General features: G+C 71.3%; 13 protein-coding genes. 12 read left to right on the top strand and 1 reads right to left on the bottom strand.

The features are described 5' to 3' along the window. The first annotated feature begins 48 nt into the window (after positions 1–48). The 5 genes from DIZ27_RS06065 to DIZ27_RS06085 all read left to right on the top strand — a co-directional run bounded on the left by DIZ27_RS06065 (position 49) and on the right by DIZ27_RS06085 (position 2,807). Positions 49–906, top strand: coding sequence for a type II secretion system F family protein (locus DIZ27_RS06065; protein WP_109377235.1), 858 nt, complete (start codon positions 49–51; stop codon positions 904–906). Beyond that, positions 903–1,700 (top strand): type II secretion system F family protein, encoded by a 798-nt coding sequence (locus tag DIZ27_RS06070; RefSeq protein WP_109377236.1) that lies wholly within the window; start codon positions 903–905, stop codon positions 1,698–1,700. The genes DIZ27_RS06065 and DIZ27_RS06070 overlap by 4 nt, the downstream gene beginning before the upstream one ends. A 63-nt stretch (positions 1,701–1,763) precedes the next feature. Continuing rightward, positions 1,764–1,973 (top strand): DUF4244 domain-containing protein, encoded by a 210-nt coding sequence (locus DIZ27_RS06075; protein WP_109377237.1) that lies wholly within the window; start codon positions 1,764–1,766, stop codon positions 1,971–1,973. After that, positions 1,960–2,361: a TadE family type IV pilus minor pilin gene (locus tag DIZ27_RS06080; RefSeq protein WP_109377238.1), complete on the top strand. Its 402-nt coding sequence runs from the start codon at positions 1,960–1,962 to the stop codon at positions 2,359–2,361. The genes DIZ27_RS06075 and DIZ27_RS06080 overlap by 14 nt, the downstream gene beginning before the upstream one ends. Then, positions 2,358–2,807: an Rv3654c family TadE-like protein gene (locus tag DIZ27_RS06085; RefSeq protein WP_109377239.1), complete on the top strand. Its 450-nt coding sequence runs from the start codon at positions 2,358–2,360 to the stop codon at positions 2,805–2,807. The genes DIZ27_RS06080 and DIZ27_RS06085 overlap by 4 nt, the downstream gene beginning before the upstream one ends. Here the strand turns inward: DIZ27_RS06085 and DIZ27_RS06090 are convergent. Further along, on the bottom strand, positions 2,722–5,250 hold the full coding sequence (locus DIZ27_RS06090; protein WP_181383402.1) for a DEAD/DEAH box helicase: 2,529 nt from the start codon (positions 5,248–5,250) through the stop codon (positions 2,722–2,724). The two genes, DIZ27_RS06085 and DIZ27_RS06090, sit on opposite strands and share 86 nt — an antisense overlap. Before the next feature lie 79 nt (positions 5,251–5,329). On the opposite strand from DIZ27_RS06090, the gene bldG reads away from it, so the two are divergent. From bldG to topA, 7 genes are all read left to right on the top strand, one after another. Then, positions 5,330–5,671: an anti-sigma factor antagonist BldG gene (gene bldG, locus DIZ27_RS06095; RefSeq protein WP_109377241.1), complete on the top strand. Its 342-nt coding sequence runs from the start codon at positions 5,330–5,332 to the stop codon at positions 5,669–5,671. Positions 5,672–5,782: 111 nt separating this feature from the next. Continuing rightward, a complete protein-coding gene (locus tag DIZ27_RS06100) occupies positions 5,783–6,220 on the top strand; it encodes an ATP-binding protein (RefSeq protein ID WP_109377242.1) in 438 nt (145 codons plus the stop codon). A gap of 345 nt (positions 6,221–6,565) precedes the next feature. Beyond that, positions 6,566–8,971: a sodium-translocating pyrophosphatase gene (locus tag DIZ27_RS06105; RefSeq protein WP_109377243.1), complete on the top strand. Its 2,406-nt coding sequence runs from the start codon at positions 6,566–6,568 to the stop codon at positions 8,969–8,971. Positions 8,972–9,185: 214 nt separating this feature from the next. Further along, a complete protein-coding gene (locus tag DIZ27_RS06110; protein WP_181383403.1) occupies positions 9,186–9,758 on the top strand; it encodes a small secreted protein in 573 nt (190 codons plus the stop codon). A gap of 69 nt (positions 9,759–9,827) precedes the next feature. Next, positions 9,828–11,393 (top strand): class I SAM-dependent methyltransferase, encoded by a 1,566-nt coding sequence (locus tag DIZ27_RS06115; RefSeq protein WP_258308261.1) that lies wholly within the window; start codon positions 9,828–9,830, stop codon positions 11,391–11,393. Positions 11,394–11,691: 298 nt separating this feature from the next. Continuing rightward, the gene (locus DIZ27_RS06120; protein WP_109377245.1) at positions 11,692–11,889 is read left to right on the top strand and encodes a hypothetical protein; all 198 of its coding nucleotides are present in this window, start codon (positions 11,692–11,694) and stop codon (positions 11,887–11,889) included. A gap of 256 nt (positions 11,890–12,145) precedes the next feature. Then, positions 12,146–15,013 (top strand): type I DNA topoisomerase, encoded by a 2,868-nt coding sequence (topA, locus tag DIZ27_RS06125; RefSeq protein WP_109377246.1) that lies wholly within the window; start codon positions 12,146–12,148, stop codon positions 15,011–15,013. The last annotated feature ends 163 nt before the right edge of the window (positions 15,014–15,176 follow it).

Below are 15,176 nucleotides of genomic sequence, written 5' to 3' on the forward strand. Positions count from 1 at the left end.
GGAGCGGTCGAGGGTGAGAGGGGAGCGAGGGTGAGCGGGACTGCCGGGATGTCGATCGGGGCGGCCACGGCGTGCCTCGGAGGTGCCGCGTGGCTGCTGGGCGGCAGCCGGGCCGGAGCCAGGCGGGTGCGCCTGCTGCTGGCCGGCGGAGGGACCGTCGGGAGCGGGCCCCCGGGGTGGCCCCGGGTGGCCCGCGAGTGGGGGCGGGTCCGTGGACGGCTGCGGGCCGAATGGTGGGCGCCGGCCGCCGGAGTGGTGCTGGCGCTGCTGGGTTCGTCGGTGTTGCCGGTCGTCGCGGGGGCGGCCGGGGTGCCGTTGCTGCGGCGGGTGCGGTTGGCCGCTCGGGAGCGCCGGGTCCGGGAGAACCGGGCCGACGCGGTGATCGCGCTGTGCGGGGCGCTCGCCGGTGAGGTGCGTGCCGGGCGGCAGCCGGGTGAGGCGCTGTCGCCGGCCGCGCGTGATTCCGGCGGGCTCGGCGAAGCGCAGGCGGCGGTACTGGCGGCGGCGCGGTTCGGCGGGGACGTCCCGGACGGGCTCGCGGCGGCGGCACGGCAGCCGGGCGCCGAGGGGCTTCGAGGGCTCGCCGCGTGCTGGCGGGTCGCCGTCGACCAGGGGGCAGGGCTCGCGGCCGGACTCGACCGGCTGGAAGCGGCGCTGCGTGCCGAACGGGACCAGCGCGGGGACCTGCGCGCCCAGCTGGCCGGTGCCCGTGTCACCGCGGTGATGCTCGCCGGGCTCCCGGCCCTGGGGCTCGGACTCGGCGCGGCCCTCGGGGCCGATCCGCTGCACATCCTGCTGCACACCGCGTCGGGGTTCGGCTGCCTCGTGGTCGGCGGGGTTCTGGAGGGCCTGGGGCTGTGGTGGGTGCTGCGGATCATGCGGGGAGCCGAGGAGGCAGCGCGATGAGCGGCGAGGTCGTCCACAGGCTGGGGGTTTTCGCGGGGATGGCGCTGGTGGTCGGCTGGCCGGTCTGGTGGCTGCGCCGGACGCGGTGCGAGCACCGGGTGCGACGAAGGCTGGCCGGGATGTCGGCCGTGGAGCCGCCGGCCGCCCGGCCGCGCCTCGCCGTGCCGGGAACCGCACGGCGTTGGTTGCCCCCGCTGGGCGTGGCGTGCGCGGGATGGGCGCTGGTGGGCGGCCTCACCGGAGTGCTGGTGGGGCTGGCCTGCGCCGTCGGACTGTGGCGGTGGCGACTGCGGCAGACGGCTGCCGGAGCGCACGTGCGGGAGCGCGAGGCGGTCGGTGCGGCACGGCAACTACCCCTCGCCGCCGATCTGCTGGCCGCCTGCATCGCGGCGGGCGCCGGTCCGGTACCGGCCGCGCAGGCTGTCGGTGAGGCCCTGGGCGGGCCGGTCGGGGACGCGCTGATGCGGGGCGCGGCAGAGGTACGGCTCGGTGGTGAACCGGGTGTGGCCTGGCGGCGGCTGGCCTCCGTGCCGGGAGCCGCCGCTCTGGCCCGGCTGCTGGAACGGGCCGACGTGTCCGGGCTTCCCATGGCCGCGCCCGTCACCCGGTTCGCCGCGGAGTCCCGTGCGCAGTGGGCACGCGCGGCGACGGCACGGGCGCGGCGGGCGGCCGTCATGGTCACCGCACCCGTGGGGCTGTGCTTTCTGCCCGCCTTCATCGCGGTCGGCGTGCTGCCCGTGGTGATCGGGCTCGCCGGCGGGGTGCTGGGAGGGGGTGAGTCGCTGGGGCGGTGAGTGGACGAACAGCCGAGTGGTTTCAACAGGGCTTTTCTGTAGGGGATCTGTAGGGGAGTTGGGATGTATCAGGTGGTACGGGCACGGCTGCGTGCCCTGGTGTGCAGGATGCGGGCGGCGCGGAGGGACACCGGAATGGTCACTTCCGAGTACGCGATGGGCATCGTGGCGGCGGTGGCGTTCGCCGTGGTGCTCTACAAGGTGGTGACGAGCGGTCCGGTCGACGCGGCGCTGACGAGGATCGTGGAGCAGGCGCTCGATGGCCGGATGTGAGCGTCGGACGGACGATGGTCCCCGTGCGTGGCGTGCGCGTCGTGCGGACCGGGGGTTTGTGACGGCGGAGACGGCGATGGTGCTGCCTGTGCTGGTGATGTTCGCGATGGCGCTGGTGTGGGGGCTGCTGGTGGTGGCGGTGCGGATCCTGTGCGTGGACGCGGCCCGTACGGGTGCCCGTGCGGCGGCCCGGCAGGATCCCCCCGGCGCGGTCGTCGAGGTGGCCCGCCGGGCGGCGCCGTCCGGGGCGGAGGTCACCGTGCGCCGGGAGGCGGCGAGGGTCCGTGTGGTCGTCGTGGCCAGGCCCCCGGTGCTGCGCGGGCTGCCCTTCGACGTACGGGAGGAGGCGGTGGCCGCCGTGGAGGAGACGGCGGGGGCGGGCACATGAAGAGCGGAGGATTCCGTGACCGGCGCCGGTGGCCGAACGGCCGGCTCCCTGGCGGCGGCCGCGGACGTGACCGCGGGTCCGCGACCGTCTGGAGCGTCGGGGTGATCGCCGTGCTGTGTGTCGTCTTCGGCGTCGTCCTCGCCCTCGGCCAGGCCGTCGTGGTCCGGCACCGGGCGGCCGGGGGCGCGGACCTCGCCGCGCTGGCGGCGGCGGACCGGTGGATGGACGGCGAGGCGGCGGCCTGCGCACGGGCCGACCGGGTGGCGCGGGCGCAGAACACCCGCCTCGTGCGGTGCGCGGTCGACGGTGAGGTCTCGGACGTGTCGGTGGCCGCGGGACGAGAGCCGTTCGCGGCGGAGGTCAGGGCACGGGCGGGGCCTGCCGGTCCGCCTCCTCCGCCGGCGATTCCCCCGCCGACGCCGGGGCCCCCTCCAGCAGCACCGTGAGCAGCCGTACCGCACCCCGCTTGTGCAGAGGATCGTTGCCGTTGCCGCACTTGGGGGACTGGATGCAGGAGGGGCATCCGGCCTCGCACTCGCAGGACGCGATGGCCTGCCGGGTGGCGGTGAGCCAGTCGCCGGCGGTGTGGAAGGCACGCTCCGCGAAACCCGCCCCGCCCGGATGCCCGTCGTAGACGAAGACGGTGGGCAGCAGGGTGTCGGGGTGCAGGGGGACGGAGACACCGCCGATGTCCCAGCGGTCGCAGGTCGCGAAGAGGGGCAACATGCCGATCGACGCGTGCTCGGCGGCGTGCAGGGCACCGCCGAGGATCTCCGGGTTGATCCCGGCCCGGTCCAGTTGGTCCTCGGTGACCGTCCACCACACCGCGCGGGTGCGCAGCGTACGAGGCGGCAGGTCGAGTTTCGTCTCGCCCAGTACCTCACCGGTGACGACCCGTCGACGCAGGAAGGAGACCACTTGGTTGGTGACCTCGACGGAGCCGAAGCACAGGCGGCCGTCGCCCCACGGGATCTCGGTGTCCGTCTCCAGCACGGAGATGGACGTCGTGTCGCGGGCGACCGTCGTGTAGGACGGGGCGGCCTGCTCGACCAGGGCGACGGAGTCGTCCAGGTCGAGGGAGCGGACGAGATACGTGCGGCCCTGGTGGAGGTGGACCGCGCCCTCGTGGACGGCCGTGTGCGCGGCGCTCGCGTCCACCGTGCCGAGCAGTCGTCCGGTGCCGGACTCGACGACCTGGACCGGTCGGCCGCCCTCCCCGCGGATGTCGGTCAGGTCGGCGGCCCGCTCCCGGCGGGTCCAGTGCCAGGCCTTCGTCCGGCGGCGGAGCAGCTTCGCGGCCTCCAGTTGCGGCAGGAGTTCCCCGGTGGCGGGTCCGAACAGTTCCAGGTCCTCGTCCGTCAGGGGCAGTTCCTCGGCCGCCGCGCACAGGTGCGGGGCGAGTACGTAGGGGTTGTCGGGATCGAGGACGGTGGATTCCACGGGCCGGTCGAACAGGGCTTCGGGGTGGTGGACGAGGAAGGTGTCCAGGGGGTCGTCGCGGGCGACCAGGACGGCGAGGGCACCCTGCCCGGAGCGTCCCGCGCGGCCGGCCTGCTGCCACAGGGACGCCCGGGTGCCCGGATAGCCGGCGATCACGACGGCGTCCAGGCCGGAGACGTCCACGCCGAGTTCCAGGGCGTTCGTCGCGGCGAGTCCGAGGAGTTCGCCGGAGTGCAGGGCACGTTCGAGGGCACGGCGCTCCTCGGGGAGATAGCCGCCCCGGTAGGCCGCCACGCGCCGGGCCAGTGAGCGGTCGCCCGCGGCGCCGGCCGCTGATGCCACTTCGGCGAGGCGTTCCTGCGCGATCACCGAGATGAGCTCGGCGCCGCGCCGGGAGCGCACGAAGGTGACCGAGCGGACGCCCTGCACGGTGAGGTCGGTCAGCAGGTCGGCGGCCTCGGCGGTGGCCGTACGGCGGACGGGGGCGCCCTTCTCGCCGTGCAGCTCGGTCAGCGGGGGCTCCCAGAGGGCGAACACCAGTTCACCGCGCGGTGAGGCGTCGTCGGCGACCTCGACCACCGGCAGTCCGGTGAGCCGGCGGGCGGCGACCGCGGGCTCGGCGGCGGTCGCGGAGGCCAGCAGGAAGACGGGCGAGGAGCCGTAGCGCGCACAGAGGCGGCGCAGCCGGCGCAGCACCTGGGCGACGTGCGAGCCGAAGACGCCCCGGTAGGTGTGGCACTCGTCGATGACGACGTACTTCAGCGACTTCAGGAAGGAGGACCAGCGCGGATGGGACGGGAGCACGGCCCGATGCAGCATGTCCGGGTTGGTCAGCACGTAGTTGGCGTACTGGCGGATCCACTCGCGTTCCTCGAACGGAGTGTCGCCGTCGTGGACCGCCGCGCGCACCGAATGGCCCAGAGGTTGTGAAAGTTCCTTCACGGCGCGGCACTGGTCGGCCGCGAGGGCCTTGGTGGGGGCGAGGTAGAGGGCGGTCGCGCCCCGGCCGTTCGGGGCCTCGGAGCCGTCCAGGAGCGCCGACAGGACGGGCATGAGGTACGCCAGGGACTTGCCGGAGGCGGTACCGGTGGCGACCACGACCGACTCGCCGTCCAGGGCGTGCTCGGCGGCCCGTGCCTGGTGGGCCCAGGGGTGGTCGATGCCCGCCGCCCGCACGGCGGCGAGCACCTCCGGGCGAATCCGGTCCGGCCAGAGGGCATGGCGACCCGCTCGCGGGGGCAAGTGCTCCGTATGTGTGATGCGCGAAGCCCGGCTCGGCCCGGCGGCGAGCCGGGACAGGAGCGCCCCCGGCGCGGGCTGGGAAGCGCTGTCCGTCAGGGGCCGATCGGGTCGGAGATTCTTGGCCATCGGCACCGAGTGTGTCACCGGCATGACGGACAATGGGACCAAGGCGTCGTGCACGCCTGCCGGTAAGTGATTGAATGCCATCGCGGCTGGCGAACCGTCCCGGGGGCTGAGCCGAGATGCCCCAAGGGCGACCGCTCGATAGCTAGGTGCTGGAGGATCCGTGGACCTGTCCCTGTCGACCGAGACCATGGGCGATCGCACGATCGTCAGGGTCGGTGGCGAAATCGACGTATATACCGCGCCCAAGCTGCGCGAGCAGCTGGTCGAGCTGGTGAATGACGGCAGTTTCCACCTTGTCGTCGACATGGAGGGTGTGGACTTCCTCGATTCAACCGGACTCGGCGTGCTGRTCGGCGGCCTGAAGCGGGTGCGTGCCCATGAGGGCTCGCTCCGCCTGGTCTGCAACCAGGAGCGCATTCTCAAGATCTTCCGTATCACCGGCCTCACCAAGGTGTTCCCGATTCACACCTCGGTCGAGGAAGCGGTGGCGGCCACCGACTGATCATCGGGCCCGGGCGTCCGCGTCCGGGCAGAGCAGTGAAGTACCAGGAGGACCGGGCTCTTCGACAGCCCGGCCTCTCCACCGCACGCCCGAAGTCTGCGAGGGGGATGCATGGCCACCGTTGAGCTCCGCTTCAGCGCGCTGCCCGAGCATGTCAGGACCGCCCGGCTGGTGGCGGCGGCGGTGGCGCGCAGGGCCGGAGTGGACGAGACGGTCCTCGACGAGGTCCGGCTCGCCGTCGGGGAGGCGTGCACCAGGGCCGTCGGGCTCCACCAGAACGGTGGAATCCCGGCCCCCGTGAAGGTGCTGCTGACCGAGGAGGAGAAGCAGTTCTCCATCGAGGTCGGTGATGAGGCGCCCCATCCGGCTCCCGGCGGGCGGACGCCCGGCGACGGGCCGGGAGGCGCCGAGGCCGAGATCGAGGAGGACGAGATGGGCCTCGCGGTCATCAGCGGACTCGTCGACGACGTCGAGGTCAGTTCCGGGGAACACGGCGGAACGATCCGCATGAGGTGGTCCACCACGCCGCCGGCCACCTTCCACGGCTGATCCGCCCGACCGCTCGCCCCGGCCGGTCACCCGGCCGCCCGACCCGAGTCACCCGAACAGCGACTTCTTTTCCGAAGGGCCCCACCCGTGGGGCCCTTCGGCATGTGCGGGTGTCACCGCCCGCGCTTACTGTGGTTTCTGTTCCGCCGTTCCCGTGCGGTTCACCGCGTGAATTCATTCACGATCCATCGGGCGATCGGTGAATGCTCCAGAGGCATTACAGGTGATCATGGCGTGAAGAGTATGTGCGGCGATTTACATTTAACGCGCTCTGTTTCGATCAGGTTCCGGGTACCTAGAATCCCGTCCACATCTTGAGCTCAGCCCAAGCGTCAAGGAGGACGAATGGCGGGGCTTTCCATCTCACATCAGCCGGGCCAACCCATCTCTCTCGCAGCAGCCGTGCTGACCGACGAAAACCGTGTGCTCGTGGTGGTCATCGGGGTCGTGGCACTGGCGGCACTGGTGGTCGCGGGCGTCCTGGTGCGCCAGGTACTCGCGGCCGGCGAGGGCACCGACAGCATGAAGAAGATCGCCGCAGCGGTCCAGGAGGGCGCGAATGCCTACCTGGCCCGTCAGCTGCGCACACTCGGCGTTTTCGCCGTCGTCGTGTTCTTCCTGCTCATGCTGCTGCCCGCGGACGACTGGAATCAGCGTGCCGGACGATCGGTGTTCTTCTTGATCGGAGCGGCGTTCTCGGCGGCCACCGGATATATCGGCATGCGGCTCGCCGTGCGCACCAACGTGCGAGTCGCCGCGGCGGCCCGCGAGGCCACACCGGCTCAGGGCGAGCCGGAAAAGGATCTCACCGCCGTCTCGCACAAAGCGATGAAGATCGCTTTTCGCACGGGCGGCGTGGTCGGCATGTTCACCGTCGGGCTCGGCCTGCTGGGCGCCACCTGCGTGGTGCTCGTGTACGCGGCCGACGCGCCGAAGGTGCTCGAGGGGTTCGGGCTCGGGGCCGCGCTGATCGCGATGTTCATGCGTGTCGGCGGCGGCATCTTCACCAAGGCCGCCGACGTCGGCGCCGACCTGGTCGGCAAGGTCGAGAAGGGCATTCCGGAGGACGATCCGCGCAATGCCGCGACCATCGCCGACAACGTGGGCGACAACGTCGGCGACTGCGCGGGCATGGCGGCCGACCTGTTCGAGTCGTACGCCGTGACGCTGGTGGCCGCGCTGATCCTGGGCTCGGCCGCCTTCGGCAACGCCGGACTGGCCTTCCCGCTGCTGGTGCCCGCGATCGGCGTCCTCACCGCGATGGTCGGCATCTTCGCGGTGTCCCCGAGACGCGCCGACCGCAGCGGCATGAGCGCGATCAACCGCGGGTTCTTCATCTCCGCGGTGATCTCACTGGTCCTGGTCGCGATCGCCGTGTTCACCTATCTGCCGTCGTCGTACGCCGACCTCGACGGCGTCACCGACGAGGCGATCCAGGGCATGGACGGCGACCCGCGGATCCTCGCACTGGTCGCGGTGGCCATCGGCATCGTGCTCGCCGCCCTGATCCAGCAGCTCACCGGTTACTTCACCGAGACCACCCGGCGTCCCGTCAAGGACATCGGCAAGACCTCGCTCACCGGCCCGGCCACCGTCGTCCTCGCCGGTATCTCCCTCGGTCTCGAATCGGCCGTCTACACCGCCCTGTTGATCGGCCTCGGCGTGTACGGGGCCTTCCTGCTCGGCGGCACGTCGATCATGCTGGCGCTGTTCGCGGTGGCGCTGGCCGGCACCGGCCTGCTCACCACGGTCGGTGTGATCGTCGCGATGGACACCTTCGGACCGGTCTCCGACAACGCGCAGGGCATTGCCGAGATGTCCGGCGACGTCAAGGGCGCGGGCGCCCAGGTGCTCACCGACCTGGACGCCGTCGGCAACACCACCAAGGCCATCACCAAGGGCATCGCCATCGCCACGGCCGTGCTCGCGGCGGCGGCACTGTTCGGCTCGTACCGTGATGCCATCACCACCGGCGCGAGAGACGTGGGCGAACGGCTCAGCGGCGAGGGCGCGCCGATGAGCCTGATGATGGACATCTCGCAGCCCAACAACCTCGTCGGGCTCATCGCGGGCGCGGCGGTCGTCTTCCTCTTCTCGGGGTTGGCGATCAACGCGGTCTCGCGGTCGGCGGGTTCGGTGGTCTTCGAGGTGCGGCGACAGTTCCGCGAGAAGCCCGGGATCATGGATTACAGCGAGAAACCGGAGTACGGCAAGGTCGTCGACATCTGCACCAGGGACGCCCTGCGCGAACTCGCCACACCCGGTCTGCTGGCCGTGATGGCACCCATCTTCATCGGGTTCACGCTCGGTGTCGGGGCGCTCGGCGCCTTCCTCGCGGGCGCGATCGGCGCGGGCACGCTGATGGCGGTGTTCCTCGCCAACTCCGGTGGCGCGTGGGACAACGCGAAGAAGCTCGTCGAGGACGGCCACCACGGCGGCAAGGGCAGCGAGGCCCACGAGGCCACCGTCATCGGTGACACCGTCGGCGACCCCTTCAAGGACACCGCGGGGCCGGCCATCAACCCCCTGCTGAAGGTGATGAACCTGGTGGCGCTGCTCATCGCGCCCGCGGTCATCCAGTTCTCCTACGGCGCGGACAAGAGCGTCGCCGTGCGGATACTGATCGCGGTCCTGGCACTGGCCGTGATCGTCGGTTCGGTGTACGTGTCCAAACGGCGCGGTATAGCCATGGGTGACGAAGGCAACTCCGAACCTGATCACAAGTCGGTCGACCCGGCGGTGGTTTCGTAGGTCCAGTCACCGAAGGCCTGCTCAAGGCGCGGGCGGGCGACGCGAGTTGAGGCGTCGCCCGCCCGCGCCGTGTGGTGCGCGCCCCCTTGCCGTGAGCCTTCTCTCGCTTGGTGCAAATGGCTTCAAAAATTGTCTTAGCGGACGTTCGGCGGGGGGATGTCGCCCATCTGGCGTGTATGTTCCGGGGCCGGGAGCCAAGGAAGGGGCCAATCCGGTGAACAAGAAGCTCGCGGCCGCACTGTCCGGCGGTGCGGTACTGGTACTGGCGCTGACGGGATGCGGCGGCGACGACAGCAACGAGAAGCTGGATTCCTGGGCGAACCAGGTCTGTGACGCGGTGCAGCCGCAGGCGAAGAAGATCGCGGCCGCCAACGCCGCGATCCAGAAGGAGACCTCGGACAACAGCACGCCGGAGGATGTCCAGAAGACCGACTCGAAGGCCTTCCAGGACATGTCCGACGCCTACAAGGCGATCGGCGCGGCCGTGAACAAGGCGGGGGCTCCGGACGTCGAGAACGGCGAGAAGAAGCAGGCGGACGCGGTCAAGGAGCTCAACGGCATCTCCGCGTCGTACGCCTCCCTGAAGAAGCAGGTTGACGAGCTCGACACGGACGACCAGGCGAAGTTCGCCGACGGCCTCAAGGACATCGCCACCGAGCTGGACAAGCTCAGCAAGAGCGGCAACAACGCCCTCAAGACACTGGAGGAGGGCGAGGTCGGCAAGGCGATGGCCCGCCAGCCCAGCTGCAAGACGGCCACCGCTCCGGGGCAGGCCACGCAGAGCTGACGGCGCGGCAGCCGAGGCCGTCGCGGCCGTGGGGGTCACGGCACGCGTGGGGCGAGGGCGGCGGCCACAATGGAGGGTGTGAGTAACACCGGTCTGCCGCCCTTGCCCCTGTCCCCCTCGGCTCCTTCGGCCCCCTCGGCTCCTCCGTCCGGCCGCTCCGACACCGCCGCCCGTCTCCGCGACGCGCTGCTCGGAGCCTCCTTCACCGCCGACGGCCTGCTCGAACTGCTCGGCGCTCCCGCGTACGCGGCGCTGGCCCGCAGCGAGACCGTGCCCGCGTTCCGGGCGACTCGCGGGGACACGCCGCTGGAGACGCTCGTACGGCTGTTCCTGTTGCAGCAACCCGTGCCTCGCGCGCGCGTGGCGGACGTCCTGCCGGTCGACGCCTGCCTGGAGGACGGGTGGCTGGCGCGTGTCGGCGCGGACGAGCTCACCGCGACCGTGGACGTACGGCCGTACGGCGGGCCCGCGGGTGAGGACTGGTTCATCGTGTCCGACCTGGGGTGCGCGGTCGGCGGCGCCGGCGGCATCGGCAGCCGGGAGGAGGGAGTCGTCCTCGGCGTCGGCGGGGCGTCCATGACCCTGGCCGGGATCACCGTCCGCACGCCCGCCGCCTCCGCGCTCGACCTCGGCACCGGCTCCGGCATCCAGGCGCTGCACGCCACCCGGCACGCCACGCGCGTGACGGCGACGGACGTCAACCCGCGCGCGCTGCACATCACCGCGCTCACCCTGGCCCTCTCCGGGGCCCCGGCCGTCGATCTGCGCGAGGGGTCGCTGTTCGCACCGGTCCGGGAGGGCGAGACGTACGACCTGATCGTGTCCAACCCGCCCTTCGTGATCTCGCCGGGCGCGCGGCTCACCTACCGCGACGGCGGGATGGGCGGGGACGATCTGTGCCGCACGCTCGTTCAGGAGGCGGGGGACCGACTGCGTGAAGGCGGGTTCGCGCAGTTCCTCGCCAACTGGCAGCACGTCGAAGGGGAGGACTGGCAGGACAGGCTCAGGTCATGGGTGCCTCGCGGGTGCGATGCCTGGATCGTGCAGCGCGAGGTGCAGGACGTCACTCAGTACGCCGAGCTGTGGCTGCGGGACGCCGGCGACCACCGCGGCGACGCGGCCGACTACCAGGCACGCTACGACGCCTGGCTGGACGAGTTCGAGGCGCGCGACGTGAAGGCCGTCGGCTTCGGCTGGATCACCCTGCGCAAGTCGGGCGCCGCCCTGCCGTCGGTCACGGTGGAGGAGTGGCCGCATCCGGTCGAGCAGCCGCTCGGGGACACGGTGCGGGCCCACTTCGAGCGGCTCGACTACCTCCGTACGCACGACGACGCGGCGCTGCTCGAGGCGAGCTTCCGGTTGGCCGACGAGGTCGTGCAGGAGCAGGTCGGGCTGCCCGGCGCGGAGGACCCGGAGCATGTGGTGCTGCGCCAGAACCGCGGAATGCGCCGGGCCACCAGGGTGGACACGATCGGCGCGGGCTTCGCGGGCGTGTGCGACGGCACGATGAGCGCGGGCCGCATCCTCGACGCCATCGCCCAGCTCCTCGGCGAGGACCCGGTGCTGCTGCGCGACCGCACGCCCGCCCAGATCCGGCTGCTGGTGGAACAGGGGTTCCTGGAACCGGTGGGGTGACGGGGCGCGGCCGCGAGGACGGGCGGGTGCCGTGACGCGGTAGCGAGGGCGGCGGGTGCCGGTGGTGCGGCGCGCGCGGTGCTGGGAACGCACCCGGCAGGTGCTCGGAAGAGTGTTCGGTTCGCCAACTTTCGAGTCGTTCCGGACACCCCCACCGGGAGCCGGGCCGCACCCGGCCGCCGTCCCACCCGCCCCCGTCGTCCCTGCGTTCACCTTCGGTTCGCCTGCGCGCCGCTCGCGCGTGCCAGCCTCATCCCCGGGCCGGCGTCAGCGGCCGGGGGAAGGGGTTCAGGGAACCATGGAGAGCGGACCGGCGATCTTCGCGGGGCTGGTGTTCTGCCTGTTCGGGGGCGGGTTGCTGGCCTGGACCGTGACGCGCGTCCGCCTGCGTCGCCCCGTGACCCAGGGTGTGAACCCCGTCGCATCGGCCGGCGTCGCGAGCCTCGTCTCGTTGATCTCTCTCGTCCTCGGCGTGTGGTGTCTCATCCGCTTCTGAGGACCGCGGGCGAACTGGGGGTTCGAGTAATCGAGAGGTCGCGCTCCGCAGGGGAGCGGGCCGGGTCTGGACAGTCCGGGCGGCAGGAACGGTGCAAGTCGGGTTACCGTTCGAGTGGCCGTTGCGGGCTTTTCCCGTTTGACACGGGGGCGGGAGGTACCGTCACACTCCGCAGCGTCACGAGCCGTGAATGCAGACCCGACCCCGGGACGAGAGCCCGGGGAGGCCCCAGTGTCGACCGGAGAGAAGAGCGAAGTTGTCCCCGACCAGCGAGACCGCGAAGGGCGGCCGCCGACTCGTCATCGTCGAGTCGCCTGCCAAGGCGAAGACGATCAAGGGCTATCTCGGCCCTGGCTACATCGTCGAGGCGAGCGTCGGGCATATTCGCGACCTTCCCAGTGGCGCCGCGGAGGTGCCCGAGAAGTACACCGGTGAGGTCCGCCGTCTCGGTGTGGACGTCGAACACGACTTCCAGCCGATCTATGTGGTCAACGCCGACAAAAGGGCCCAGGTCAAGAAGCTCAAGGACTTGTTGAAGGAGTCCGACGAACTCTTCCTCGCCACCGATGAGGACCGCGAGGGCGAGGCCATCGCCTGGCACCTCCAGGAAGTCCTCAAGCCGAAGATCCCGGTCAAGCGGATGGTCTTCCACGAGATCACCAAGGACGCGATCCGCGAGGCCGTGGCCAACCCGCGCCAGCTCAACCAGAAGCTGGTCGACGCCCAGGAGACCCGCCGCATCCTCGACCGTCTCTACGGCTACGAGGTCTCGCCGGTCCTGTGGAAGAAGGTCATGCCCCGGCTGTCCGCCGGCCGTGTCCAGTCCGTCGCCACCCGGCTCGTGGTCGAGCGGGAACGCGAGCGCATCGCGTTCCGTTCCGCCGAGTACTGGGACCTGACGGGCACCTTCTCCACGGGCCGGGCGGGGGAGGTCTCCGACCCGTCGTCGCTGGTCGCCCGCCTCCAGAGCGTCGACGGCAGGCGCGTCGCGCAGGGCCGCGACTTCGACTCCCTGGGACAGCTCAAGAGCGCGAACACCCTCCACCTCGACGAGGCGAACGCCCGCGCCCTGGCCGCCGCCCTGGAGAACACGCGGTTCTCCGTGCGCTCCGTCGAGTCCAAGCCGTACCGCCGCTCGCCGTACGCCCCGTTCCGTACGACGACGCTGCAGCAGGAGGCGAGCCGCAAGCTCGGCTACGGCGCGAAGGCCACCATGCAGATCGCGCAGAAGCTGTACGAGAACGGCTACATCACCTACATGCGTACGGACTCGACGACGCTGAGCGACACGGCGGTCGCCGCCGCCCGCGCCCAGGTCACGCAGCTGTACGGCGCCGACTACCTGCCGCCGCAGCCGCGCACCTACGCCGCGAAGGTGAAGAACGCCCAGGAGGCGCACGAGGCGATCCGGCCCTCGGGCGACCGTTTCCGCACCCCTGCCGAGACCGGCCTGACCGGCGACCAGTTCCGGCTCTACGAGCTGATCTGGAAGCGGACCGTCGCCTCCCAGATGAAGGACGCCACCGGCAACTCCGTCACCGTGAAGATCGGTGGCACCGCGTCCGACGGCCGGGACGTCGAGTTCACCGCGTCCGGCAAGACCATCACCTTCCACGGCTTCCTGAAGGCGTACGTCGAGGGCGCGGACGACCCGAACGCCGAGCTCGACGACCGCGAGCGCCGGCTGCCGCAGGTCGCCGAGGGCGACGCCCTCACCGCCGAGGAGATCTCGGTCGACGGCCACGCCACCAAGCCGCCGGCCCGCTACACCGAGGCGTCGCTGGTCAAGGAGCTGGAGGAGCGGGAGATCGGCCGCCCGTCGACGTACGCGTCGATCATCGGCACGATCCTCGACCGAGGCTATGTGTTCAAGAAGGGCACGGCCCTCGTGCCGTCCTTCCTCTCCTTCGCCGTGGTCAACCTGCTGGAGAAGCACTTCGGCCGGCTCGTCGACTACGGCTTCACCGCCAAGATGGAGGACGACCTCGACCGCATCGCGCGCGGTGAGGCGCAGTCCGTGCCGTGGCTGAAGCGGTTCTACTTCGGCGAGGGCACCGGCACCGGCACCGGCAACGGCGACGCGGCCGAGGCGGGCAACGGCGACGGGGACCACCTCGGCGGCCTCAAGGAGCTGGTGACCGACCTGGGCGCGATCGACGCGCGCGAGGTGTCGTCGTTCCCGGTGGGCAACGGCATCGTGCTGCGGGTCGGGCGCTACGGTCCGTACATCGAGCGCGGTGAGAAGGACGCGGAGGGCCACCAGCGGGCCGACGTCCCCGAGGACCTGGCGCCCGACGAGCTGAGTGTGGAGTTCGCCGAGGAACTGCTCGCCAAGCCGAGCGGCGACTTCGAGCTGGGCACCGACCCGGCGACCGGCCGCCCGATCGTCGCCAAGGACGGCCGCTACGGGCCGTACGTCACGGAGATCCTCCCCGAGGGCACGCCGAAGACCGGCAAGAACGCGGTCAAGCCGCGCACGGCCTCCCTCTTCAAGTCGATGTCCCTGGACACGGTGACGCTCGACGACGCGCTGAAGCTGATGTCGCTGCCGCGCGTGGTCGGCGCCGACGCCGAGGGCGTGGAGATCACCGCACAGAACGGCCGCTACGGGCCGTATCTGAAGAAGGGCACCGACTCGCGGTCGCTGCAGTCCGAGGAGCAGCTCTTCACGATCACGCTGGAGGAGGCACTGGCGATCTACGCCCAGCCCAAGCAGCGTGGCCGGGCCGCGGCCAAGCCGCCGCTGAAGGAGCTGGGTGAGGACCCGGTCAGCGGGAAGCCGGTCGTGGTGAAGGACGGCCGCTTCGGTCCGTACGTCACCGACGGCGAGACCAACGCGACCCTACGCTCCGGTGACAGCGTCGAGACGATCACCCAGGAGCGCGGGTTCGAGCTGCTGGCCGAGAAGCGCGCCAAGGGGCCCGCCAAGAAGACGGCGAAGACGGCCGCCAAGAAGGCCCCGGCCAAGAAGACGGCCGCCAAGAAGGCTCCGGCGAAGAAGACGGCGGCAGCCAAGAAGACCGCGGCGAAGACCACGACCGCGCAGAAGGCGACGGCGACCAGGACCGCCGCGGCCAAGACCGCCGCGAAGAAGGCGACTGCCTCGAACGGCGCTGAGGACTGAGAGGACTGAGGCGCCCTCAGGACCCTGTGCGTCACGGCGGTCCGTCGGCCGCTCCCAGGTGCGGATCTTCGCCAAGGGTTCGGAATGCGAACGCCCCGGCAACACTTCGGTGTCGGGGCGTGCGCATGTCAGGGCGGAACGCCGGGGTGTCGGCGCGGGCCGA

Source organism: Streptomyces sp. NWU339 (assembly GCF_003143855.1).
Lineage (GTDB): Bacteria > Actinomycetota > Actinomycetes > Streptomycetales > Streptomycetaceae > Streptomyces.

What these genes read in the sequence shown, in the direction of transcription:
- DIZ27_RS06065 (WP_109377235.1), top strand. Translation starts at nt 49, where the DNA reads ATGTCGATCGGGGCGGCCACGGCGTGCCTCGGAGGTGCCGCGTGGCTG.
- DIZ27_RS06070 (WP_109377236.1), top strand. Translation starts at nt 903, where the DNA reads ATGAGCGGCGAGGTCGTCCACAGGCTGGGGGTTTTCGCGGGGATGGCG.
- DIZ27_RS06075 (WP_109377237.1), top strand. Translation starts at nt 1,764, where the DNA reads ATGTATCAGGTGGTACGGGCACGGCTGCGTGCCCTGGTGTGCAGGATG.
- DIZ27_RS06080 (WP_109377238.1), top strand. Translation starts at nt 1,960, where the DNA reads ATGGCCGGATGTGAGCGTCGGACGGACGATGGTCCCCGTGCGTGGCGT.
- DIZ27_RS06085 (WP_109377239.1), top strand. Translation starts at nt 2,358, where the DNA reads ATGAAGAGCGGAGGATTCCGTGACCGGCGCCGGTGGCCGAACGGCCGG.
- DIZ27_RS06090 (WP_181383402.1), bottom strand. Translation starts at nt 5,250, where the DNA reads ATGGCATTCAATCACTTACCGGCAGGCGTGCACGACGCCTTGGTCCCA.
- DIZ27_RS06100 (WP_109377242.1), top strand. Translation starts at nt 5,783, where the DNA reads ATGGCCACCGTTGAGCTCCGCTTCAGCGCGCTGCCCGAGCATGTCAGG.
- DIZ27_RS06105 (WP_109377243.1), top strand. Translation starts at nt 6,566, where the DNA reads ATGGCGGGGCTTTCCATCTCACATCAGCCGGGCCAACCCATCTCTCTC.
- DIZ27_RS06115 (WP_258308261.1), top strand. Translation starts at nt 9,828, where the DNA reads ATGGAGGGTGTGAGTAACACCGGTCTGCCGCCCTTGCCCCTGTCCCCC.
- DIZ27_RS06120 (WP_109377245.1), top strand. Translation starts at nt 11,692, where the DNA reads ATGGAGAGCGGACCGGCGATCTTCGCGGGGCTGGTGTTCTGCCTGTTC.